Source organism: Mesorhizobium sp. WSM4989 (assembly GCF_029625795.1).
In the GTDB taxonomy this organism is placed as follows: domain Bacteria; phylum Pseudomonadota; class Alphaproteobacteria; order Rhizobiales; family Rhizobiaceae; genus Mesorhizobium.
The window spans coordinates 21,483-43,022 of the sequence record NZ_JARTVN010000006.1 but is presented as its reverse complement, the minus strand read 5'-3'; the positions used below and the strand labels follow the sequence as shown (position 1 = coordinate 43,022).

The following is a 21,540-nucleotide window of genomic DNA, read 5'->3' as shown; positions in this document are numbered from 1 at the left end:
TCCATCCGTAGCAGCGGGCGACGGCGTTGCGTCGGATCGAACCGACGGCAGCGCGCCCAAGCCGCCGCCTCCGGCGCGTCCAGGCCGACGCACGCTGGCCTCCCCCTGCAGCGTCGCTGCGATAGCGGCTGGTCGAAGTCTGGTAGTACTGCGCGCGGATCGCCGCCATCGCCTCGATCAACGGTCCCCACGGCGCGGGAAAGCATTCTTCCGCCATCACCCGGTGCAGCATGCGCGTATGGCCGGCCAACTCGTCGTTGAGGAACTCAACCACAGGCATAGCCGGATAGCGCTGCAGAAGCAGGATCGCCGCGTTATCGCCGGCCGACCTGTCCTTGTCGCGTCCATGCAGATCGTTCTGCAGGCGCCCTATCACTGAGATGAGCCGCAGGACCTGGCGAAACGCTGGACGCGCGCGCAAGGTCGCCATGTCCAGCCCCCACAGCAGCGACAGGCAACAGAACACGGTCCCGTAAGCGATCGAATCGATGCCGTTGTGCAGGTACTCGGCGTAAGACCAGCGTCGCGCCCCTGCCGCCTGCGCGTGTCCGGCGCGCAGCGCCGCGCAGTAGCACCGGGTATAGTCGAGAAGCCGAGCATAGTCGTGACGATCGTAAGCGAGCGCAGCCAGCGAAGCGCGCAGCTGAGCGCAGCCCTCGAATCCGGAGAGCACGCACGGTACGCCGTGCCCCAGCGCCTGCTCCAGGGCGGCGAGCTGCTCCGGCGCGATCAGGCCAACGTCGTTGCAATCGTCTAGCCAGAACAGCAGCGCCAGTTCGCGATAGAACGCCACGATCAGCGTTTCGTCCTGCGGATCGCGGCCGGTGCGGGCGCTGGTGTCGCGCAGGCTCGGGTGAATGCGTTGCAGGATATACTGGCCGCCCCTTACCGCTTCCTCAGCATGCTCATCCGCGAAACCGGTCAGGGCACGCCCCCACTCAAGCACCTGCTGCAGCGCGCGTTCGGTCTGGATCATGGCGCCGCCCCTGCTCCCTCGGCTACGACGCGCCGCCCACAACGAAGCGCCAGCCACAACCCGGCGAGACCGCATCTCCGCGCCATAACGGCGATCGCGAAGTTATCGATCCGATTGCCAGTTGCTGATGCAAGCTCTTGTGAACGGCCGTTAGGACCGGCCCGCAGCCTCGCCGGCAGTATCGAGCAATCCGCTTGCGCCGGCTCGCCATAGCAGGCGAGGACGGCAAGGTCGCCGGCGGCAAACGCACGCGAGCACATTGCAAGCGACATCCGCGAACGCGGCGCCGACTGGTCAGCCTCCGCCTCGGTGCCCGCATATGTCCGCGAGTCGAGCAGCGCCTTCGCCACGAAATGAGCAGAACGCCTTACGAGCATCGACCGCCGGCTGCTGCGCATGCGCGATGATGAGGCATGGTCTCGCAGCGGACCCGTTCCGACAGATGCTGCACCAGGGACGAGGCGACCTTATCCAACAAGGCACCACTTGCGCTGTTTGTGGAGACGAGCGTCGGCTGCATCCATGCGGCTGCTTGAGTGGTGAAGACTCTGAACGACGGTTCCTACGGCGCTGCCGGCGCAATCGGCTGCTTGGGGGACGCGTGACGCAGTCAAAGCTCCCCTTGCCAAGCACGGAGCAGGCGAGTGAGAGAGCAGATGAATAGGCGTGTCGCCAATATTTTTGCATTGCTCTAATCGATTATAGTTGTGAGGAGCAATTTGAGACCATTTACTTGCGGCTCAAGTCACCCATAAAAGAAGGCAAGCACCGATTCGGTAGCTTATCCCCTGTCTTTCGCGTACTCGCGGCCGTGGCGCCGGGTGAACGATTGAAGACCGCCGGTCTCACTCGCAGGTGGGCGCCAGGGCGTGGGGCGGTTGGCAAGCCACAGGAGTAGGACAATGTCGAAGGATTCGGGTAAGGGCGATAATCACGGCGGCGGACCGGGCAAGATCGAGATCACGGTGGTGGTGAACGGCCAGCCCACGCAGGTCGAAGCCAATCCCAACCAGCCGCTTCACGTCATTCGTACCAAAGCCCTTGAGAACACGCAGAATGTCGCCCAACCAGCCGAGAATTGGGAATTCAAGGATGAGGCCGGCAACTTGCTCGATGTCGACAAGAAGCTTGGCGACTTCGGTTTCCCGAATACTGTGACCCTGTTCCTCAGCCTGAAGGCGGGCGTCGCAGGTGCCTAAACACCAAAGTGTGGATCCGGAGGTCTCCCGAGCGAAGTTTGATCGGGAGATCGGCCGGTTCCGGCCATATGCTGATGTCTATCGGGCTCAGGGCTGCTTCTTGATCGAGGCGACCTTTCCGCGCGCTTTCTTCATTTTCGCCAGCCCCAAGTTAAAGCCACGGGTGGTCAGCGCAGCGAGCGAGGTCGACTTCACCGACTACGACTTAAGACCACCGTCCGTGGTCTTCGTCGATCCGTTTACGCGTCATCCGATTGCCCGGAAAGATCTATACCTGAAAATGCTTAGACGTCCGCCGCTGCCCGGAACGCCGCCGGAGATGATAGGAGCTCTCATCCAGCAGAACGCCGTGCCGCTGACGGACTTCATCCAGGCCAACAGTCCCGAGGACGAACCATTCCTGTGCATGGCGGGCGTCCGGGAATACCACGACAATCCAGCCCATTCAGGTGATCCATGGCTGCTTCATCGGGGTTCTGGCGAAGGCTGTTTGGCCTTCATCCTGGACAAGATCATCAAGTACGGAATCGTTCCTATAGAGCAGTTGCAGATTCAACTCCAACCGACAATCGTAGGAATGGTGGTATCCCCTCAGGCGATACAAGAATGACTGGTTTGAGAGATGTAACGATCGTGACTCTCCCGCGCGGCTGCATCTCGACCACGCATGGGCATCTGCGCTCAGTTGGTCGCGAGGGCAATGAGGGGATGGCGCTCTGGGTCGGCGTTCAGCAAGAGCGGCACTTTGCCGTAACAGAGACGGTTATCCCGGCGCAGCGTCACATTCGGACAAACGATGGCGTTTGCGTGATCGTTGCGGCCGAAGAACTGCACCGGCTCAATGTCTGGCTCTACAAAAGCGGCCTGAAACTCTTGGCCCAGATTCACAGCCATCCGGGCCGCGCCTACCATTCGACGACGGACGACGCTTATGCGGTTGCTACCACGGTTGGGTGTCTGTCGCTGGTAGTGCCGAATTTCGCCCGCGAGCCTTTCGATTTTGCTCGGGTCGCCGCCTATCGGCTTGACGAAAAGGCCAAATGGAATGCGCTCCCTCCCGCGGCACTGTCGCGAATGATCATGATATCGAGTTGAACAATGGCATTCGCTAACTTCATCGATCGCGCCGCCACGGCGGCATCTCAGGTCCTGGCCGATTTTCATCTGGGAGACTTCAAAGCAGCTCTTGAAAAGCAGGTCGTGGCAGTCGCCTTCGACCATCAGGCCGCTTCCTGCGCCGAAGGCCAGGCGACACTAGATCTTGCGGTGAGATTGCTCGCTAGGCTCTACCCGGTTCTGGCGATACTCCCGCTGGACAGCGCGGCGAGCTCTCAAGCCCAAGCGCTGGAGCGCTTGGCAAAGTCGATCAATCCAAAAGTCGGCATCCGGCGTTCCGGCAAGTCTGCCACCGTCTGCGTCGTTGCAGGGGTAACGCGCCCATCACTCCGGTGCCCGATCTTTTTCGTGGGATCGGACGGTTGGGCGGCAAAGCTGTCGCGTACGGACCCGGTGGGCTCTGGCCCAAGTCTGCTGCCTTATGGAGCTGGCGCCGCCAGTTGCTTCGGCGCCGCCAACGTCTTTCGAACTATCTTCGCTGCCCAGTTGACCGGCGCCGAGTTGGACGAAACCATCGACCTCTCGCTATGCAGCTACGACAAGACCAAAGCCGGAGAGCCTGGCCCGATCGACTTCCCAGTCGACCTTGGCGAAACCCACCTCGTTGGGCTCGGTGCGATAGGCCATGGCTCGCTTTGGGCGCTAGCGAGACAACCCGATCTCAAAGGTCGTCTGCATGTAATCGATCACGAAGCGATCGAACTCTCAAACCTGCAGCGCTACGCATTGGCTGGCCAGGCGGAGATTGGTATGTCCAAAGCGGTTCTTGCAGCCACCGCCCTTAGATCGACTGCCCTTGAGGTCGAGGCGCACCCTCTGACGTGGGCAGAATATGTTGCGCGCCGGGGCAATTGGGTCTTCGACCAAGTGGGTGTGGCGCTTGACACCGCCGCCGACCGTCTGGCTGTCCAAGGTGCACTGCCGCGATGGATCGCAAACGCTTGGACGCAGGAGCACGATCTCGGTATCTCCCGGCATGGTTTCGATGACGGCCAGGCTTGCCTTTGTTGCATGTACCTGCCATCCGGAAAATCCAAGGACGAGCACCAGCTGATTGCCGAGGAACTCGGAATACCGGAAGCACACGAGCAGGTGAAAACGCTCCTGCAGACCAATGCCGGAGTTCCCAACGACTTTGTAGTTCGCGTGGCTACAGCGATGGCTGTGCCGTTTGAACCGCTAGCCCCGTTTGTCGGCCAGCCCCTGCGCTCCTTTTATCAGCAGGCTATCTGCGGCGGTCTGGTGTTCCAGCTTAGCGAAGGAAGTCGCCGCGTTCGAACTGTGGTTCCGATGGCCTTTCAGTCGGTGCTTGCCGGGATTATGCTTGCCGCGGATTTGGTCAAACATAGTGCGGGGTTTCCCATGAGCCCGACGACGAGCACTCGGGTGAATCTTCTGCGCCCCCTTGGCTCTCACTTGCACGATCCGAAGGCCAAGGACTCCAGCGGCCGCTGCATCTGTAGCGACGACGATTTCATTGCCGCTTACAGGCGCAAATACGGCGAGCGCGTTGATCAGGTAAGCGATGTCTCGGCCGCCTAAACAGACGCGCACCTCTCCGTAGACGCAGGGGGCGCGGCTTGTGGGCGTGACCATGGGCGCCATTATCACACGCTTGGCCCGCTCCTTTGCCGGCCTATCGTCCTCCGCGCATGATCCCTGTTGCCGACGTGATGATCCAGCACCAGCCGCCATGGCACCAGAGGCTGGTCAAACCTCCGTTGTTGGCCGATTTGGACAGTGCTGCATCAGGTCTCGACCGACGTCTCGACAGTCAGGGCTGCTTCGACGGGTGTGAAGATGTCAACATCGACCCCAGGCGCCCGCATCGTCACAATCAGGGCGTACCGAGCCAGAGCGTCGACGCGTTCCAGGTAAGGCTTCTCCTTCCACCAGCCCCCGACCGGGAACACGCCGATCGCATCACGCTCGGCGAGATCGGCGGCGCTGCCCGACCAGAAATCGGCGTGCAACGAGCCGCGATCGCGGAAGGTGCCGAGCAGCCACTCTTCTCCGCCTCCAGCAGGCGCCCCTTCCTCCTCGTCCCGAGCGGCCTGATTGATGCGGGCTCGGAATTCGTCGACTGTCTCGGTCGCTGACTTTACTCTGAACCGAAGACCATGGGACGCGTAACGATGCCGGCGGGTCCATCCGCGTTCACCGGGGTTGGGTTCGATGAAATAGGACAGCGTGACGCGGAGCTCGACCTGGGCAGCGCCGAGCGCCGCGAGCTGCTCCTTCGGCCAAGGCAGGCGATGCAGCTTCATGTCACGCGTTTTGGCAGCCGCGCCGCCCTCGCGCTGGAAAGGCTGAAGCTCATCTTCAACGATAAGCGTGAGGTCGTTCACCGTTGACAGAAGCGCGCGCCCAAGATCTGGCACGCCGTAACCATAGCGCCGCACGAGCGCCTGGATCTCGCCCTTCGCTCCGTTGCACGCATCGATGCGTGCGCGCATCGCCGGAGTCCATTCGGCCGAGTGGACGATCAGGGCGCGAACCGTTTCAGGCCACAGCTCGGGGCGCGCTGATAGAATTAGTCCCGCCATCCGTGCGGCATGGGCCGTTGCCGCGCTCGTATCTCCGAGGGTGGTGAAGTGGCGCAGTTCGGGTCGATAGAAAGTGGTCAATATCTGCAGATCGTCGATCGGCTCGCCAGGCAACACACCGTCATGGGCGAGATTGCCGCCTTCGAAGACGACCTCGGGCTTCACCGGCCACTGCCTGTCCCAAACGACCGAAGTGCGACTGCGCGGCGAGAGCTCGCCGACCGGCGCGATCGGAGCGTAGCCCGCAAAGTCGGTGTCAATGATATCGACCTTTTCTGTGAAAGCGCCGACCGTCAGCGCATTCCAGGCCTGAGAAGGATCATCGACTGCTTCCAGATCGTTGCGCGTCAAATGCTCGGCCGGCATGAGGTCATCGCCGATGTTGCCGGCAGAGAGAACGATCAAGCGTCGCTGCTCCTCTTCGAAACAGAGTTGGTCGATAGCGGCAGACCACGATGTGGGCCTTCCACGCGCCGGACTGGCGCTTGTCACAGCCATTGCGATCGCGCGGCGGCGCTCCGGCGCCTGCACCTCGGCGCGGGCGATCGCTTCCGCGGTGATCGAGCCATAGAGTTCTGGATCGTTTGCCTCGTCTTCTGGCGGAAGGATACGGACACTCTCCAGCCGAAAGGGCAATGGAACTGGATCGCCTCCGACCAGGAGCGGGACCAGATCACCGTACAGGCCGACACCTGCCATTCGCGTCCCGTGGCCGCTCCACGCAGGTGTGTCGTCGCTGCCCCATGCCGGTTTGACGGTGTGCCAGTCTTCAACGGCAAGTGCGGGTTCGATCAACGGGTGGGTGCGACGTACGCCGCTGTCGAGAATGCAGACCGCAATATCGGATTGAGGCGGTCTGACGCGCCCGAGAAGCTCGTCGCTCCAGTCCCTTTGCTCCGCGCCGCCAAGGCCCATGAAGAAGGACGGCGTATCCTTCGCGCGCCGCAGCTCGGCGACGACATCGCTGTGCGCAATCATGCGGTCGAGCATTGCCGTGCTGGCGAGTGCCAGCATGACCACCCGCTCCGGAAACCTGACCGCATGCGTGCGCAAAGTGATGTTCAGGGCTTCGGCAATGTGCTCGAAGTTCTCGCGGCGACCGTCGCGCAGCCAGACTTCCCACCACACCTGCTCGTCAGCGGCCTGGGGGAAGAGGTCGTCGTGGTCGGTAAACAACGATCGTGCAGTCGCCAGCCTGACTGTCTCCATGCGGGAGACGAGCGGCTCGTTGCGCGGTCTGCCGCGGTCAGTGTCAACGTCTCGATACGCCTCGACTTTCCGCAAATAATAGGCTTGCGCGCTTTGCGGCAGGAACACCGACGCTGTGATGGGAGCACCGGGTTGAGTTGGCTCATGGACGGCGACCAGCTCCATGTGCTGGCGACGATCGGCCAACTGGTCGAGGGCCGCCCGTCCGGACATGGGCAGATCGATCTCGAGGTAAAAGCCAGGCGTGCCGACCGACAGCTGGGGGTCACGCGCCGCAATCTGCTGGCGTGCACTTTCGACCGCTTGTTCGATGGATTGCGTCAAGGCCGCAGCATGCGACGCCCGATCACGCGCCGGCAGCGGCGGTGCATGTATAAGTTGGTTGGGCCGCCGATAGGCTTCCCGAATGCCGTTGTTGCGAAGGTGGATATGGGCGCGGTCGCGCGGAAAATCGTCTGCCATTATGATCTGTGCTGTCGCTACTCAGACAGCGAAGCCTGCCGGCGTTCCTTCAGAGCGTCGATGAGCGCTTCCGAGGTGATCCGCTTCCCCCCCCGCAATATGATGGTTTTTGCAGCGTCGTCGGCCGCGCGGGTGATCTCGGCCTGCGACAGTCTCTCTGCCTGAGAGATCGCCTCGTTCCAGGCAAGCCCTCTGGTGTCGAAGCGGTCGAGTCGAGCCCGAAGCAGCGCCTCGATAATCGGCCGATCGGGCACGGCGTATTCGATGACATCGTCGAAACGGCGGAACAAAGCTCTGTCGAGCAGCTCGGGATGATTTGTTGCCGCAATAATCAGGCTGTGGCTGTCGTCTTGCTCGAGAAACTGCAGAAACGAATTCAGCACGCGCCGAATCTCGCCAACATCCTGGCGTTCGCCTCGACGCGCGCCGATGGCATCGAATTCGTCAAAGAAGTAGACGCCCCGCGTCGCCTGCATTGCATCAAAAACAAGCCGCAGCTTTCCGGCAGTCTCTCCCATGAACTTGGTGATCAAACCATCGAGGACGATCATGAAAAGGGGCAGATGAAGCTCCCCGGCCAATGCCGATGCGGTCATCGTCTTGCCTGATCCTGGCGGGCCGACCAGAAGCAGTTTGCGACGGGGAACAAGCCCGTGCTCGCGCAAGCTTGCTTGTTGGCGCTGCTCTCCCAGCACGCGGTGCAGGCGCGAGCGCAGACTGTCCGGCAAAATCATGTCCGTCAGTCGCAGGTCCGGATAGCGCACATGCAGGAGGCCTGCGAGTTCGCCCTTTGGCTGAAAAAGGGGAACCGGCCGACTGCTCTTGGCAATCCGGGCGTCCCTGCTCTTGGCTGCGTCGACCAGATCCTTGAGCTCCTGAGCAAGCTTGCCATGGCCTTGACGTGCCTCATGCGCAGCAAGCTGCATCGCGATAGAGAGGAAACGATCCTCGTCGCCGGCAATGTGGCTTTTAAGCAGCGTCACGATATGGCGGGCCGTGGTCATGGCTCTCTTCTGGGGTATCCGTTTACTTGGCGAAGCGCATGCAACCTAAACGCTTTCAACGGCGATTTGTAACGCGCAATGGTGTTTTTTCTCTTGTCGATGTTCGCCCGTGGCAACTTCAGCGGTGAACTGTTGCGCCGCGGTCATAGGCCAGCCGGAATAACGCCGGCCAGCAGACAACAGTCCGCATCTTCGAGCGCTCGAAGTCTGGCCACTCACGCAGCGTGTCGGGTCCGAACGCTCCAAAGCCGCCCCGCCTGGCAGGTCCATGCGACCGATTGCGGGCGTGCGGCCATAAGGTCTACGCGGGCTCGCATGGCTGCCCGCGCCGCTGGCTAAAAAGCTGTACACCATCTCACGAAACACCAGGTCCGCTCCTTTGCCGGCCGACGGTCCATGAAATCCCCTCCCCACTCACGACACCGGAGACCTCCTTGCCCACATGGCGCTCAAGCACCGGCCGCCATGGCACCAGCGTGAACTCGCGCGACTTTTCAACGACGGCATATTTTCCGCTGGCAAGCTCGACGGAGCGGCGGAGCGTACCCTCTACTCGTCCTCCGAATCGCGCTTCGGCATAGGGCAGGCCAAGTTCCTCCGACAGTTGGCCAGCAACACGGTTCAGTTCTCGCTGGCGCAGGATCGAAAGCATGTTGGCTCGATAGACGATCCCATCCTGTTCTTTATGCGCGAGGCCTTGCGCGATCAGCCACTGCCGCCGGCGAGCTTGCGCCTCTCTCACGTCGCGGCCGAAGCCGGATCCGTGCAAAGGCTCGGGTCTATCGGCAACCAGCTCCCGGTCGAGCCAGGTGGCGCCGTTGAAGCTGACCTGTCGCTCCAGCGCCATTGAGGAGAGCTTGTCGGCAACGACAGGCTCGGCCCTGGCCCGCTGGCCCTCATAATTCGCGACGCGATCGAGATGGTCCGGCGCGATGAGCCAGGTGCCGTTCGGCTCTCGCTCAACGCCGCCGGTCGCGCGGCGGATCGCCTCCAGCCGCCGCACATGCGTTCGCGCAAAGCTCTCGGTGGCGGATGGGTCATGCTTCAGGTGCATATCGACGTCGTAACGGCCGCCATGCGCGGCGGCGATTTCGGCGATGGTACGATCGACCTGCCTCGGCTCGGTGTTCCTTGGCGCGACACGCACGATGCAGCCATTAGGCATCGTTTCCATCGCCTCGCCTCTACCGATGTTGATCCAATGGCTCTTACCGTCGACGGCGTCGACGATCATGTAATGGCGGTCATTGATCTCGTCGGCCAGTCCACGCGCGACAACGCGACCGACGAGAGACTGGACGGGCTCGCCGGATCGATCGTGGATCACCCAGTCGGCGGCCCTGCGGGCAAGCCCCTTGCCGGTCAGTTCGCGGTGCATGGTCTTGATGATGTCGCCGCGTTCGCCGGTGCGGCGCAGCGTGGCTTCGAGCTCATCGTCGAGGCGCCAGGAGCCAGCGCCGACCTCCGCGGCCAGACCCATCCGCTCGAGCTTGCGCAGCCGTCCCTGGTGCAGCGTCTGGCGAATGGCGTCGGGACCGCCCGGCGAGACCAGGCCGTCATCATCACGCATGCTGAGCAGCCGACGGTCGATGCTGGTGAAGCGTTCCTGCTCCATTTCCCGGCGCAGGCGAAGCTCAATCTCGCGGTCGGTTCGCGGACCGAGATCGAGGCTGACCAGCTCGGCCGCCCGCTCGCGGATGCCAGATGAGATATATTCGCGCGCGATGACCAGGTTCTCGCCACGGTCGTCCCTGCCACGGACGATGATGTGGCTGTGCGGGTGGCCGGTGTTGAAATGATCGACCGCGACCCAGTCGAGCTTCGTGCCGAGGTCTTCCTGCATCTGCGCCATGAGCCGCCGCGTCAGCGCCTTGAGGTCGTCGTACTCGATGCCGTCTTCGGCAGCGACGATGAAGCGGAACTGATGGCGGTCGCCGTCCGCGCGATCGATGAACGCCTTGCCGTCGACGCGGCCGCTGTCGGCGCCGTAGAGCTCGCCAGGTTCACCTTCGCGGGTGACCCCGTCGCGCTGAAGATAGCGTAGATGGGCACGCGCCCCGTCCGCGCCCTTGCCGGCGAGCTTGACGACCCGCGCCTTGACGATCACCCGGCGCTGGCGGAAGGCGGCATACCGGTCGCGCGATTTCAGCAGTGCGGCGGCCGCCCCGCCGCGCCCTGTCCGGCTTCCTGTGAAGCGACCACCGCGTTGCGGCCGGCCGCCAGCCCGGTTGATCGCCGCACGAACCTGGCCGGCATAGCGTTTGCCGGCCTTCGAGCCGCGCGACCCGATTTTGCCGAGCTTCGGCCTGAACTCGTCATCCTTAATGCGAGCCTCCCAGACATATCAAGCAAAATCAGACACTTACACGTCAAACCCTCTTGGCACCGGCGGCAGCCTCCCGGAAAAACGATGTGCAGACAAAGATTTAACCGCCTCCTGGAGGCGGTACCTTTATCTTGCCTTCCGCGCCCAGCCCCGCCAGACGCGCCCCCGTCCGCCATGGCTAACGCACCGGCTCCTTCGGCTGCGCGCCGTCCTTGCCGAGCGGCACGAAGAGATCGCCGTTTCGCACGCCTGAGTGAACACCGTCATGAATGAAGAACAGCGACCGTCCGAGAGGAGCGATTTGCGCCTTTGGAGCGACAGATTGGCTTTCGAACGCCTCGATGTCGGCCGCCGAAACTCCGGCCGCCTTGAGTTGGTCGAGGTACTCGACGGTCTCTTCTGGCAGCGGTTTGCCACGCTTCAAATGCTCGTCGTAGCGCTCGGGACCGGCATTGTAGGCGCCAAACAGGCCAGGAAATCCGAAGCGGTCATACATGGCACTGAGATAGGCCGTGCCGGCCAGGATATTGTCGCGCGGATCGTGGGGGTTAGGCCCAAGGCCGTGTTCGACCCGCATCTCTTCATAGGTGCCGGGCATCACCTGCATGAGGCCCATGGCGCCAGCGGGGGAGGTGATGGGGCGGCCGCCGCGCATTGTCTTGCCGCCGCTTTCGGCAGCCATGACGGCATAGATCCAGGCTTGGGGAATATGGAAGCGCCGGCTTGCTTCCGATACCAACGTCTGCCACTTTCGCAGCTGCGGACTTTGGGAGATGGCGACCGGCTCAGCGCCGGTCGAGGCGGAACAGGCGCATGGCGCAATGGCGATCATGCCCAACAAGAGGAGGGTCACTCGGTCCATAGTGGTACGAGCCTCCCGATGACATTTTGAGTGGGAACAGGCCCGAAATAGCGGCTGTCGAAGGAGCGGTTTTTGTCGCTGCCGAGCAGGAAAACCTCGTTATCCCCGAGCGCTCGGCAGCCGTTCCACCATGGCAAAGGTCGGCCTTCGGCGTCGATTTTGAGCCGGCGCGCGACGATGTCGCCGCCGATGATGATGGCGTCATTGAAGGCGCAGACATTATCGTCCGGCAGCGCTGCAAGACGTTTTGCCAGCGGCACATTGCGAGGCAGATAGCTGCGCTCGGCGGCGAGATACGCCGCGTATTCAGGCGGGCGCACGAGCACGAGATCGCCACGCGCCAGCGCTCCCGCAGCGATGCGGTAAAGGCCGATCGGCGCGCTGGCCGAGGCGTTCCAGACCAGCCAAGGGGCGGGCTTTCCCAGCGCCGTGAAGCCCAAAAGACCGAGACCGGCCGCGGCCAAGGCGACCGTCTTACGGGCTCGAACACGCCTCAGGCGGCTGCCGATCAGATGGATGGAAGGGCGCCGCCTCATGAACGGCCTCCCGTGCCGCCCTGGCCGGAACCGGCCTTGCCATCGCCGGCGATGGAGTGCTGCGGGTGTCCTTTCGACCAATGGTCGAGTTCGTCGATGTGATAGCGGACATAGCGGCCGTGCTTGCGGAATTTCGGGCCGCCGCCCTTGAGCCGCATCTTTTCGAGCGTGCGCTGGGAGAGCCCGATATAGAAGGCGGCTTGGGCTGTGCTGAGAAACGGGCTGCCCTTTTTCGCGCGGGCCGCGCGTTCGTTTTCGTCGTCCATGATGATCCTCGTTTCGCTTCGGACAAGCGAGGGCGAGGATGGGCGAGGGAGATCGTCTCGGGGACGGGCGAAGAGTCGGGGGAGAGTTTTCGCCGCCCTTTAGGGCGGACGGGGTTTGGGTGGAACTCCTGGGAATGAGCCCCGCGCCGGGGCTGCGGCGCGAGGCTCTTATCTCGGCCGGTCAGTCGGCCGGGTTCCAGATGATGGCGTAGGTGTCGTGATCGTCCTGGCCGGCGGCTCGGCCGAGATTGGCGTAGAGCTTGCGCGGTCCGAACTCCGGCGCTGCAATCGACAGGCTCACATAATCCTTGCCGGAAGTCTCGCCGGTGCGGATCCAGCCAGCGCCGACTTCGACCCCTTGCGTAAGCACCCGGAAGTCGGGATGGTTATCGGCGCTCTTGGCCTGGTTGGGGACGATATCGATGTCGGCGCGGACGCTGAGCGTCTTGAACTGGCCCTTGTAGGCGCCGTTTTCCTGCTTGTTGACGTAACCGATCGCGGTCATTTCGAAGTCTCCTTTTGTGGTTTCGCCGGGGACCATCCCCTGCGATGGCGCACCGTAATGGGCGCGTCAGGACCGCCTGAATCCGACAGGGCCGCAGCGACAGTGAAGGACCCGAGCGGGCAGCTTTTTTGTGAGCGAAGCGGCGCGAGGAAGCCGCCGCAGGCGGCGGGGAAAAAAGCTGATGGCGCGAGGGTTTCGGGCGGCCGGACCCGCCCATAGGTCGACAAGCCAGCCGCAGGGATGGTCCTTGGAGAGAGCATGGAGACCGCTCGCCAAGTGCGGTCTGTCAGCCAAGCAGGACGCCGGGATGAAACGGCCTGCAAAGATGCTGCGCCCTTATGCCGGATCGAGATCGTGCCAGCGGGTCGGGCGCCAGAGCAGACATCCGGCATGGTGCGATCTATGAAAGCAGGGCTCGCCAGCGGGAATTTGATACGCGAGGGGGCCAAAGTAAGGCTGGATGAGAAGCCGGTGCTACCTGCAGGTCCAGTGTCATGTGGCGGCGCTCGGGAAACCGCTACGCAATGTAACGCGCTCTTATGAGGCGAACAGACCGGCCCCAAAACCGATCGACCGGTGGTCGGCGCGAAACGCGTCATGCCTGTCCGAAAGCTGACAGTGGCAGAAGACGCATGTCGGGTTCCGCACAATTGACCATGCTGGATTTGTGAGGTTTTCAGGGAGAGCCATGCGTTCACTTCCCAGTGAGCTTTGGCACGGCATTTGCTCTTGATGTGGCAACACGGATCGAAGGTTGACTGCATGCACAAGCGCGAGATGAGCAATGCTCTCCTTTCCTGGAGGCTTGGCAGCAGATTCGATTTGACGTTGCGAGGAGCTTCAGCCGCTCGCGGCGGAAGTGATCTCAAATCTGAAGGCACCGTTGGGGCCGCAGCCATCAAACACATCTTTCTCTTTTTCGCAGCTCGTCTTCAACGCGATGCGGACTTCTTCGCGTCGACGGCGGCCGAAGGTGGAGAAGGGGCTCGACTTGCAAAAAGGAGTTGTCAATGACGTCTTACGTTCGCACCAACAGCCCGGCGCAGGTGCGCTCACTGTCCACCTTTGGCAAGCATCTGCAAAGGAGCGTGCTGACGGCGACGCTGCTTGCCGCGGCTTCGACGGGAAGTGAAGCGCAGCCCTATGTTCGTGCTGACGGCAGCACGACTGACGACTTGGAAGCGGCGCGAGCAAGTTGGCGTCATGACGCCGAATTCAATGGAAATGTGGGGCTCGCAGCCATCAACGCGGATGCCGCGTATGCGTTGGGTTCCACCGGGGAGGGGGCCAGAGCTCCTCGCCTGCCCTCGTCCGTCTTGACGAGTGCCCGCTTACAGCCTACCTCACTATCGCGTTAGCACTCGTCCATCGCGAGTGCTAACAAAAACCCCTCAACAGCGCACCAGGGAAAAATCCGAAAATGGCAAAGTCGAAGTTCCGCCCGCTGCATGACCGCGTGGTCGTTCGCCGGGTCGAATCCGAATCCAAGACCGCTGGCGGGATCATCATCCCCGACACGGCAAAGGAAAAGCCGCAGGAAGGCGAGATCATCGCTGTCGGCTTCGGCGCTCGTGACGAAGCTGGCAAGCTGGTCCCGCTGGACGTCAAGGCCGGCGACCGCATCCTGTTCAGCAAGTGGTCGGGCACGGAAGTCAAGCTCAATGGCGAAGACCTTCTGATCATGAAGGAATCCGACATCATGGGCATCATCGGCTCATATCAGGCCCTTTCGTCAACTGAATTCCCGGGCTCGATTGAAGCCCCTGCCAGGAGCTAAAAATGGCTGCCAAAGACGTAAAATTCTCCCGCGATGCCCGCGAGCGCATGCTGCGCGGTGTCAACATCCTCGCTGACGCGGTGAAGGTCACGCTCGGCCCCAAGGGCCGCAACGTGGTCATCGACAAGTCGTTCGGCGCCCCGCGCATCACCAAGGACGGCGTCACCGTCGCCAAGGAAATCGAGCTTGAGGACAAGTTCGAAAACATGGGCGCGCAGATGGTCCGCGAAGTTGCTTCGAAGACCAACGACATCGCTGGCGACGGCACCACGACCGCGACCGTTCTGGCGCAGTCGATCGTCCAGGAAGGCCACAAGGCCGTTGCCGCCGGCATGAACCCGATGGACCTGAAGCGCGGCATCGACCTCGCGGTAACCGACGTCGTTGCGACCCTGATCAAGAACGCCAAGAAGATCAAGACCTCCGAAGAGGTTGCCCAGGTCGGCACCATCGCCGGCAACGGCGATGCTTCGGTCGGCAAGATGATCGCCGAAGCGATGCAGAAGGTCGGCAACGAAGGCGTCATCACGGTTGAGGAAGCCAAGACCGCCGAGACCGAACTCGAAGTCGTCGAAGGCATGCAGTTCGACCGCGGCTACCTCTCGCCCTACTTCGTCACCAACGCCGACAAGATGGTTGCCGAACTCGAGGACGTCTACATCCTCCTGCACGAGAAGAAGCTGTCCAACCTCCAGGCCATGCTGCCGGTTCTCGAAGCCGTCGTGCAGACCTCGAAGCCGCTGCTCATCATCTCGGAAGACGTCGAAGGCGAGGCTCTGGCCACGCTGGTCGTCAACAAGCTGCGTGGCGGCCTGAAGATCGCCGCCGTCAAGGCGCCGGGCTTCGGTGATCGCCGCAAGGCCATGCTGGAAGACATCGCCATCCTCACCGGTGGCCAGGTCATCTCGGAAGACCTCGGCATCAAGCTCGAGAACGTCGGCCTCAACATGCTCGGCCGCGCCAAGAAGGTGTCGATCTCCAAGGAGAACACCACCATCGTCGACGGCGCCGGCAAGAAGGCCGAGATCCAGGGCCGCGTTGCCCAGATCAAGCAGCAGATCGAAAAGACCACTTCGGACTACGACAAGGAGAAGCTGCAGGAACGTCTGGCGAAGCTCGCCGGCGGCGTTGCGGTGATCCGCGTCGGCGGTGCGACGGAAGTCGAAGTCAAGGAAAAGAAGGACCGCGTCGATGACGCCCTCAACGCGACCCGCGCGGCCGTCGAAGAAGGCATCGTTGCTGGTGGTGGCGTCGCGCTGCTGCGCGCTTCGGCCAACATCAAGGCCACCGGCGTCAATGCCGACCAGGCCGCCGGCATCAACATCGTGCGTCGTGCGCTGCAGGCTCCGGCCCGCCAGATCGCGGCCAACGCCGGTGCGGAAGCATCGATCGTTGCCGGCAAGATCCTTGAGAACAAGGGCGCGACCTTCGGCTACAACGCCCAGACCGGCGAGTATGGCGACATGATCGCCATGGGTATCGTCGATCCGGTCAAGGTTGTCCGTACGGCTCTTCAGGACGCGGCCTCGGTCGCCGGCCTGCTGGTCACCACCGAAGCCATGATCGCGGAGGCTCCGAAGAAGGAGTCGGCTGGCGGCGGCATGCCTGGCGGCATGGGCGGCGGCGGCATGGGCGGCATGGGCGGCATGGATTTCTAATCCAGCTCTGGCAGCTTTCGCAACGAGAGGGCGGCATCAATGCCGCCCTCTTTTTTTGCGAACCTCGGTCCGATGAACGATCGACGCCAACGCCGGCCATCGGCGTTAGGGCAACCTCAAAAGAACTGTCGAGTTGGTTGCGCGCGGCTTTGCGTCATCAGAGGCGCAAGGCGGTCGCGTGTGAGGATTGCGCGCTCCCATAGGCGGTTTCGGCATGTGCCTCGCCTTCGACATCGACATTGCGGCCAAGCAGGAAATCGGCGGCTTTCGAGGCATGGCTTGCGGCGCGGAAGATGGCGCGGTTGTCCTCGCGCAAAACCGTCAGCCATGAGCCGATGTAGTCGGCATGGCGCACGGTCGGCTCGATGCCGAGACTGCTGCAGATGAAGGCTGATGCGATTTCGGCGACCAGTTCCTCGCGCGCATAGGTGTTGGACCCGAAGGAGCCGGACAGGTCGCGCGCGAGTCGCCTCGGGTGGCCGGTCCAGTGGCCAAGCTCGTGAAAGCAGGTCCGGTAATAGTCGATCTGGTGGAAGAAAGCCGGCTGCGGCGGCACCTGTATGGTGTCGCTGCCGGGCATGTAGAAGGCGCGCTCGCCGCCGACGCGAAAATCAGCGCCGGTTGCATGAATGAGCGCCTCGGCCTGCGGGACCATCTCGCGCTCAGGCAGAGGCTCGCCGGCGGCGTAAAGATGTTCGGGCAGATTATCGCACTGCGCGACATTGAAGACGGTGAAGCGCTTCAGGAAGGGCACCGCCTGCGGTTCGTCGCCATCGGTGTCGGCGCGTTGCTTTTCGTTCTTGGGAACAAAGCGGTCAGCGTGAACGATGGTGGTGCCGTGCTCGCCCTTCCTGACATTGCCGCCAAGCGAAAGCGCCTGCCGGAAGGTGAGCCAGTTCTGGCTGGGGAAACCGCGCTCGATGACCGCGCCCCACAGGATCAGGATATTGATGCCGGAATATCGGCGCTGGGTGGCCGCATTCCGCGGCAGGCCGAGGCCTGTCCTTGCCCTGCCCCACGGCTTGACCCATGGCACGGTGCCGCGCTCCAGTTCGGCAATGATGCGGTCGGTGATTTCCTGATAAAGGCTGGCGCCGGTGCGCCCGCCGCTGTCTGCGCCAGCCTGTCGGCTGCCGCAACGTTTGTTGTTTGCACGCATCGTGATGTCCTCCGCTCTACAATCGCGCGCCCTCCCCGGAAGCGGGGTGGGCGGCAAAAGCGACCGGAAAGGCCCGCCGTCGGAGGCGGACTGCATCAGCAGGACCGGAACGGAGTGGAGGACCCGAAAGCGACAAGCGAAGGGTTGCGGGACGCCGCGGCGGGCCTAGAAGGGAGTGCTGCCCACCCTGCGCCAGGGGGAAGGCCACAATAGAAAGACGCCGGCCGACAGGCCGGCGACCGTCAGCAGCCGAAGGCTGCCCCGCGCCAGGGGGCGATGCCGCAGGGCCAAGACCGCCTGAGCTTGCCGAAGAAAAGCGGGCTCGGTTCACGAGCACCCGGCCAGCGACTTCAGGCGCGGGCGCTCAGGATTGTTGTTGGCGCCCACGGCAGCTGGATGACCGCAACAAGATTACGAGGAGCGACAGCAAAGCCAGCTGCCACAAACGGCACGCTCCGGCAACAACAGCGTGGCCGGTCTACAGATGCTGCCCCGCACGAGAGCCAGCACGCTTTGAGCGCGCATCGGCGATGCAAGCGTTGCAAGCTGGCCATGTCCACAAGGTCGGCGACCACTATATCGCCGACCACCAACGCGGGCGTACCGTCTAAGTGCAGACCTTTCGCGAGTGCGCGGACGCGCGCATTTCATCTGCGATGGCCGGATCTTGCATTCCCGCTTGAGCTGCTCAACGTCAAGGCCTACACGCGCTGCGATCTTGAGAGTGACCCTTCAACTGGGGGAAATCATAAGGGCGCGGTGGAATTCGTCGAACTTTCCCTGTTTTCTCGAGGCGAGTGCGGCGAAGGCTGGGAATTGGGAATCCGGTCCCAGGACCGGGAACTGTTTGATCACAAGCTTCAGATTGGGCTCATGCTTGAAGGCTTTTTGGTAGTTGATATCAGCCAGTCTGCAATGCGGACAGTTGTGGTAGTCATTGAATATGACCAGAACGGCATCGCCTTGCGGGTTGCCGGCGATTGGCGAAGGAGATCGTTGTCGAATGCGCCGCTCCACTTTTGCCTGTCGGTCGACCACGCCTGCCGGTGCAGGTTCGCGCTATATTGGCTCGCCAGCAAGGCGAGGAGTAAAAGAAGAGCTGCGACAGTGATGGCAGTCGGCTTAGACATGAGTCTCCAATCCATGGACGGCGTGGCAGCAACGGCCGCCTTTTTGGTGTAAAATGGGTCAGTTTTGATCGTGCCCCGCAGTTGCTACAGGCGCACAGGTGCCGGTGCGATCTGGCGGTTTCTCAAATACGGCTTTGCGCCATCGGGTCCACCCCAATAGCTGAGCGTCGTTCGCACGGGGAATTGTGTTCACCACGCCGGGCGACTTGACCGTCCACCGCCAGAGCGCTGAACGGTCCGCTAGTGAGGCGCTCCCCGAATCGTCGTTTATCCCGCTCGCCCCGGACCGGGTGACAGCCAGCGTTGCCGCTACGCTGCGGAGAAAAACCGTCAGCGCGTGGCATTCGGACATAAGCTGATCGACGCCAAGAATAAGCCCCACGGAGGTGACCGGTGCGGCCGGAACAAGAAAGAGCGTTGCAGCCATTGTGACGAGGCCTGCACCGGTAATGCGGGTTGTTCCGTTCGAAGGGAACAATGCGACAAACAGCATGAGGATCCGGCAGCCGATCGGGAGATCAGTTTTCGTCGCTTGGGCGATGAAAAGGGCGGCGAGCATCATATTCGTGCCGTCCAGATTGAATGGAATGAGACCCACGACCGAATGCGTGGCGCCGGCCTTTTCCATCTTCTCCATGAGCGAGGCCAGCGCGGCCTCTGAGGAGGACATTGCGAGCAGCAGCTCGTCCTTGATGTATCGGACGAGAGAGAAGAGCGAGCGGCCGTTGTAGCGGCAGACCGCGCCGAACAGGATCGAGAGGAACAGGACCGAGAGGAACAAGACTTGCAGGATGTCGCCTTCCGCGAAGGCACTGGCAATCGTTGACGGGATGATGTTCATCAGGAAGCTGGTCACGGACTGCTCGTGAGCCGTGGCCACATAGCCCTTAACGGCTTCGACATCGAGCGAGGCCGGATCGATGTTGAGGCCGGCGCCAGGCTGAACGATATTCGCGACAATCAGCCCGACAAGGAGTGCTAGCGTCGAGAAGGTAAGGAAATAAACCATCGCCTTGGCGGCAACTCGGCCGACCTTCTGCAGATCGCTCATGCCGGCAATGCCGGTCGCCATTGTCAGGAAGATGACAGGTACGGTGATTATCTTGACGACATCGACGAAGGCATCGCAGAGCGGCTTCAGGCTGTGGCCGGTCTCCAAATGGAAATAGCCGATTGCGGCACCCAGGATTATGGCGGCAAGTACCTGCACGTAGGTCCGGGCAAAATGGCGCTTGCGGGGCGCTAAGATCGCGCGGGGAACTCTTGGAACCAACACCGTCTCTCTCCTTGACCGGATCGGGGTGGGGCTCCTCCCTCTCCCATGCAGTGCTCCGGTCGAACGCTGCGCCCACTTCGGCGCAAACGATGTGCCAAATAGCAAGAGGGGAAAACGCGCAGGACCTCACGCAATGCTTGCGATTCGCTCTCCCACACTCGTGCAGTGGTTGCCTGTCGCAACTATGGAAGGGTCGATTCTGGGAACTCCAAAGGCCGCTCTTTGCGTCGACGCAGCTTGGCTGCCTGGAAGGTTCCCTCTTTGCCTTGCGGTCTGCGAGCTGGGTCCAGATGGTCATCATTTGGCTGCGCGCTGCACGGGGCTCGAAAGATTCAATCGAGGACGGGTCCTCTTGGAAAACGGGGGCAGCGTTGGTCAAGCCCTTCCACCCTGCTGTCCCAATGGTGTTCAGAAGCTCAGTTCACGATCAAGCGATGGATCAGCGTCATCTGGCGTTTGCGCCATCGCGGCGGCGTTGCAACGGGTCTGCCAAAGATGAGCAGGCCGCGAGGCAGGGTCCGAGACCTAGACTCCAACCTCATAGCGCGCTCGGCTCGCGTTCGGAAGGTTCGAACCGCAGCACGATCAGGTGGCGACACCGTTGGTCGGAACCGGAACCCGACGAATGATCGTTCGTGACCGACATCTGTGAACAAGCAGTATGTGTCATTGCAATCACCACCCGTTGCGCGGAAATGCCCATATGGCCGTGAATGAACTGGATTTGGTGATTTTCCAGATGGCGGTGGAAAGCGTCCGCTTGCTCTCTTCAAGCTTTGATGAGAAGGCGGCTGAGATAGCCACGAGGAGCCGTGGTAGCCTTCTTTTTGACGTGCGGGTGGACGGTGACCTGGAGGTCCAGCGAGTCGCAGCCATTGGATATCCAGGCGACAAGATCGGTGTGGTGGCATTGGACCGAGAGGGCCTTGTTAGCTGTTGTTGCCTTGTCAATGGCACCTTCTCACCTTTCATTGCACCGTTGGAGAACTGGACCAGCATGCCCCTTTCGATGCAGGCCCAGATCGATGTCACAGGCTATGCGAGGCTCCTTCTGGCCGCCTTGCGAAATGCTGGACATATGCTGGACAGGTAGCATCGCGATGATGTCTGTGATGAGATGGTGCAAACGGCTGGATGAGGCGATCGCTTGCTGGCAGCTTTGGCAACAAAGCGATCGGTGAGTTCGCAATGCTGGAACACGTCCTTTAGACTCTGCAGTTAAGTTAGCGGACTACCATCTGACGAATGCCCTCTGACAGTCTGCATGGCGCGGCATGCCCTCTTAGGAATGCAGCCGTGGTTCTACACCATCGGCTGTTTTTGTGTCGAAGGCGACGGGCACGCCATGAACGAAGGAAGCGGCCGCCAACAGTTCCTCCAACTCGCGGTCGGTGGCCTTGCATGCCGGCATTAGTGTTCGGATGGCGCGGATCGCCTGCGCCATGGAGAGAAAGCGGACCCTTCCCCTGGAAAGGACATAGGCTTCTGCGGCTTTTTCGACGGTGACGGTGTGAAACGAATTGGTCATGACGA

General features: G+C 62.1%; 18 protein-coding genes and 2 pseudogenes. 8 read left to right on the top strand and 12 right to left on the bottom strand.

Annotation, left to right across the window (positions count from 1 at the left end; genetic code table 11):
- Positions 1-82: 82 nt before the first annotated feature.
- Positions 83-976, bottom strand: a pseudogene (locus P9217_RS29465) (hypothetical protein); the annotation flags it as partial.
- Between the two features lie 902 nt (positions 977-1,878).
- On the opposite strand from P9217_RS29465, the gene P9217_RS29460 reads away from it, so the two are divergent.
- The 4 genes from P9217_RS29460 to P9217_RS29445 all read left to right on the top strand — a co-directional run bounded on the left by P9217_RS29460 (position 1,879) and on the right by P9217_RS29445 (position 4,833).
- Positions 1,879-2,175: a DUF2604 domain-containing protein gene (locus tag P9217_RS29460; protein ID WP_024505654.1), complete on the top strand. Its 297-nt coding sequence runs from the start codon at positions 1,879-1,881 to the stop codon at positions 2,173-2,175.
- Positions 2,168-2,785 carry a putative metal-binding protein gene (locus P9217_RS29455; RefSeq protein WP_024505653.1) on the top strand — a complete coding sequence of 206 codons (618 nt, stop codon included), beginning with the start codon at positions 2,168-2,170 and terminating at the stop codon, positions 2,783-2,785. Before P9217_RS29460 ends, P9217_RS29455 begins: the two co-directional genes overlap by 8 nt.
- Before the next feature lie 98 nt (positions 2,786-2,883).
- The gene (locus P9217_RS29450) at positions 2,884-3,270 is read left to right on the top strand and encodes a Mov34/MPN/PAD-1 family protein (RefSeq protein ID WP_236383243.1); all 387 of its coding nucleotides are present in this window, start codon (positions 2,884-2,886) and stop codon (positions 3,268-3,270) included.
- A 3-nt stretch (positions 3,271-3,273) separates the two neighbouring features.
- Entirely contained in the window at positions 3,274-4,833 is a 1,560-nt protein-coding gene (locus P9217_RS29445; protein ID WP_024505651.1) for an E2 ligase fold family C protein, read from the top strand.
- Positions 4,834-5,039: 206 nt separating this feature from the next.
- On the opposite strand, the gene P9217_RS29440 is transcribed toward P9217_RS29445, so the two are convergent.
- The 7 genes from P9217_RS29440 to P9217_RS29410 form a co-directional block, all read right to left on the bottom strand.
- Positions 5,040-7,508, bottom strand: a complete 2,469-nt coding sequence (locus P9217_RS29440; RefSeq protein WP_063169237.1) for a S8 family peptidase — start codon at positions 7,506-7,508, stop codon at positions 5,040-5,042.
- Between the two features lie 17 nt (positions 7,509-7,525).
- A complete protein-coding gene (locus P9217_RS29435; protein ID WP_024505649.1) occupies positions 7,526-8,512 on the bottom strand; it encodes an ATP-binding protein in 987 nt (328 codons plus the stop codon).
- A gap of 355 nt (positions 8,513-8,867) precedes the next feature.
- Positions 8,868-10,838, bottom strand: a complete 1,971-nt coding sequence (gene rlxS, locus P9217_RS29430; protein WP_063169238.1) for a relaxase/mobilization nuclease RlxS — start codon at positions 10,836-10,838, stop codon at positions 8,868-8,870.
- A gap of 178 nt (positions 10,839-11,016) precedes the next feature.
- Entirely contained in the window at positions 11,017-11,700 is a 684-nt protein-coding gene (locus tag P9217_RS29425; protein ID WP_024505647.1) for a lytic transglycosylase domain-containing protein, read from the bottom strand.
- On the bottom strand, positions 11,688-12,236 hold the full coding sequence (locus P9217_RS29420; RefSeq protein WP_024505646.1) for a S26 family signal peptidase: 549 nt from the start codon (positions 12,234-12,236) through the stop codon (positions 11,688-11,690). Before P9217_RS29420 ends, P9217_RS29425 begins: the two co-directional genes overlap by 13 nt.
- Positions 12,233-12,502, bottom strand: a complete 270-nt coding sequence (locus tag P9217_RS29415; protein WP_024505645.1) for a helix-turn-helix domain-containing protein — start codon at positions 12,500-12,502, stop codon at positions 12,233-12,235. Before P9217_RS29415 ends, P9217_RS29420 begins: the two co-directional genes overlap by 4 nt.
- Positions 12,503-12,683: 181 nt before the next feature.
- Positions 12,684-13,007: a DUF736 domain-containing protein gene (locus P9217_RS29410; RefSeq protein ID WP_024505644.1), complete on the bottom strand. Its 324-nt coding sequence runs from the start codon at positions 13,005-13,007 to the stop codon at positions 12,684-12,686.
- Positions 13,008-14,017: 1,010 nt separating this feature from the next.
- Between P9217_RS29410 and P9217_RS29405 the strand changes: the two genes are divergently transcribed.
- The 3 genes and pseudogenes from P9217_RS29405 to groL all read left to right on the top strand — a co-directional run bounded on the left by P9217_RS29405 (position 14,018) and on the right by groL (position 16,442).
- On the top strand, positions 14,018-14,365 hold the full coding sequence (locus P9217_RS29405) for a hypothetical protein (RefSeq protein WP_063169239.1): 348 nt from the start codon (positions 14,018-14,020) through the stop codon (positions 14,363-14,365).
- 62 nt (positions 14,366-14,427) lie between these two features.
- Positions 14,428-14,721 (top strand): annotated as a pseudogene (gene groES, locus P9217_RS29400) (co-chaperone GroES); the annotation flags it as partial.
- Positions 14,722-14,786: 65 nt separating this feature from the next.
- Positions 14,787-16,442, top strand: coding sequence for a chaperonin GroEL (groL, locus tag P9217_RS29395; protein WP_063169240.1), 1,656 nt, complete (start codon positions 14,787-14,789; stop codon positions 16,440-16,442).
- Between the two features lie 157 nt (positions 16,443-16,599).
- Here the strand turns inward: groL and P9217_RS29390 are convergent, their stop codons facing one another.
- The 3 genes from P9217_RS29390 to P9217_RS29380 all read right to left on the bottom strand — a co-directional run bounded on the left by P9217_RS29390 (position 16,600) and on the right by P9217_RS29380 (position 20,004).
- Positions 16,600-17,601 carry a zincin-like metallopeptidase domain-containing protein gene (locus tag P9217_RS29390; RefSeq protein WP_063169241.1) on the bottom strand — a complete coding sequence of 334 codons (1,002 nt, stop codon included), beginning with the start codon at positions 17,599-17,601 and terminating at the stop codon, positions 16,600-16,602.
- Between the two features lie 732 nt (positions 17,602-18,333).
- Positions 18,334-18,618: a thioredoxin domain-containing protein gene (locus P9217_RS29385; protein ID WP_224570942.1), complete on the bottom strand. Its 285-nt coding sequence runs from the start codon at positions 18,616-18,618 to the stop codon at positions 18,334-18,336.
- 171 nt (positions 18,619-18,789) lie between these two features.
- Complete coding sequence (locus P9217_RS29380; protein WP_210326676.1) at positions 18,790-20,004, bottom strand: cation:dicarboxylase symporter family transporter; 1,215 nt, start codon at positions 20,002-20,004, stop codon at positions 18,790-18,792.
- 706 nt (positions 20,005-20,710) lie between these two features.
- Here P9217_RS29380 and P9217_RS29375 point away from each other — a divergent pair.
- A complete protein-coding gene (locus tag P9217_RS29375) occupies positions 20,711-21,100 on the top strand; it encodes a hypothetical protein (RefSeq protein ID WP_024505560.1) in 390 nt (129 codons plus the stop codon).
- Between the two features lie 189 nt (positions 21,101-21,289).
- Here P9217_RS29375 and P9217_RS29370 read toward each other — a convergent pair whose 3' ends face one another.
- Positions 21,290-21,535 carry a hypothetical protein gene (locus P9217_RS29370; RefSeq protein WP_063169243.1) on the bottom strand — a complete coding sequence of 82 codons (246 nt, stop codon included), beginning with the start codon at positions 21,533-21,535 and terminating at the stop codon, positions 21,290-21,292.
- Between the last annotated feature and the right edge of the window lie 5 nt (positions 21,536-21,540).

Bases quoted from the DNA above. Each gene is read 5' to 3' on its own strand.
- P9217_RS29460 (WP_024505654.1), top strand. From the start codon at position 1,879: ATGTCGAAGGATTCGGGTAAGGGCGATAATCACGGCGGCGGACCGGGC.
- P9217_RS29450 (WP_236383243.1), top strand. From the start codon at position 2,884: ATGGCGCTCTGGGTCGGCGTTCAGCAAGAGCGGCACTTTGCCGTAACA.
- P9217_RS29445 (WP_024505651.1), top strand. From the start codon at position 3,274: ATGGCATTCGCTAACTTCATCGATCGCGCCGCCACGGCGGCATCTCAG.
- P9217_RS29440 (WP_063169237.1), bottom strand. From the start codon at position 7,508: ATGGCAGACGATTTTCCGCGCGACCGCGCCCATATCCACCTTCGCAAC.
- P9217_RS29435 (WP_024505649.1), bottom strand. From the start codon at position 8,512: ATGACCACGGCCCGCCATATCGTGACGCTGCTTAAAAGCCACATTGCC.
- P9217_RS29425 (WP_024505647.1), bottom strand. From the start codon at position 11,700: ATGGACCGAGTGACCCTCCTCTTGTTGGGCATGATCGCCATTGCGCCA.
- P9217_RS29420 (WP_024505646.1), bottom strand. From the start codon at position 12,236: ATGAGGCGGCGCCCTTCCATCCATCTGATCGGCAGCCGCCTGAGGCGT.
- P9217_RS29415 (WP_024505645.1), bottom strand. From the start codon at position 12,502: ATGGACGACGAAAACGAACGCGCGGCCCGCGCGAAAAAGGGCAGCCCG.
- P9217_RS29410 (WP_024505644.1), bottom strand. From the start codon at position 13,007: ATGACCGCGATCGGTTACGTCAACAAGCAGGAAAACGGCGCCTACAAG.
- P9217_RS29405 (WP_063169239.1), top strand. From the start codon at position 14,018: ATGACGTCTTACGTTCGCACCAACAGCCCGGCGCAGGTGCGCTCACTG.
- groL (WP_063169240.1), top strand. From the start codon at position 14,787: ATGGCTGCCAAAGACGTAAAATTCTCCCGCGATGCCCGCGAGCGCATG.
- P9217_RS29390 (WP_063169241.1), bottom strand. From the start codon at position 17,601: ATGCGTGCAAACAACAAACGTTGCGGCAGCCGACAGGCTGGCGCAGAC.
- P9217_RS29375 (WP_024505560.1), top strand. From the start codon at position 20,711: ATGGCCGTGAATGAACTGGATTTGGTGATTTTCCAGATGGCGGTGGAA.
- P9217_RS29370 (WP_063169243.1), bottom strand. From the start codon at position 21,535: ATGACCAATTCGTTTCACACCGTCACCGTCGAAAAAGCCGCAGAAGCC.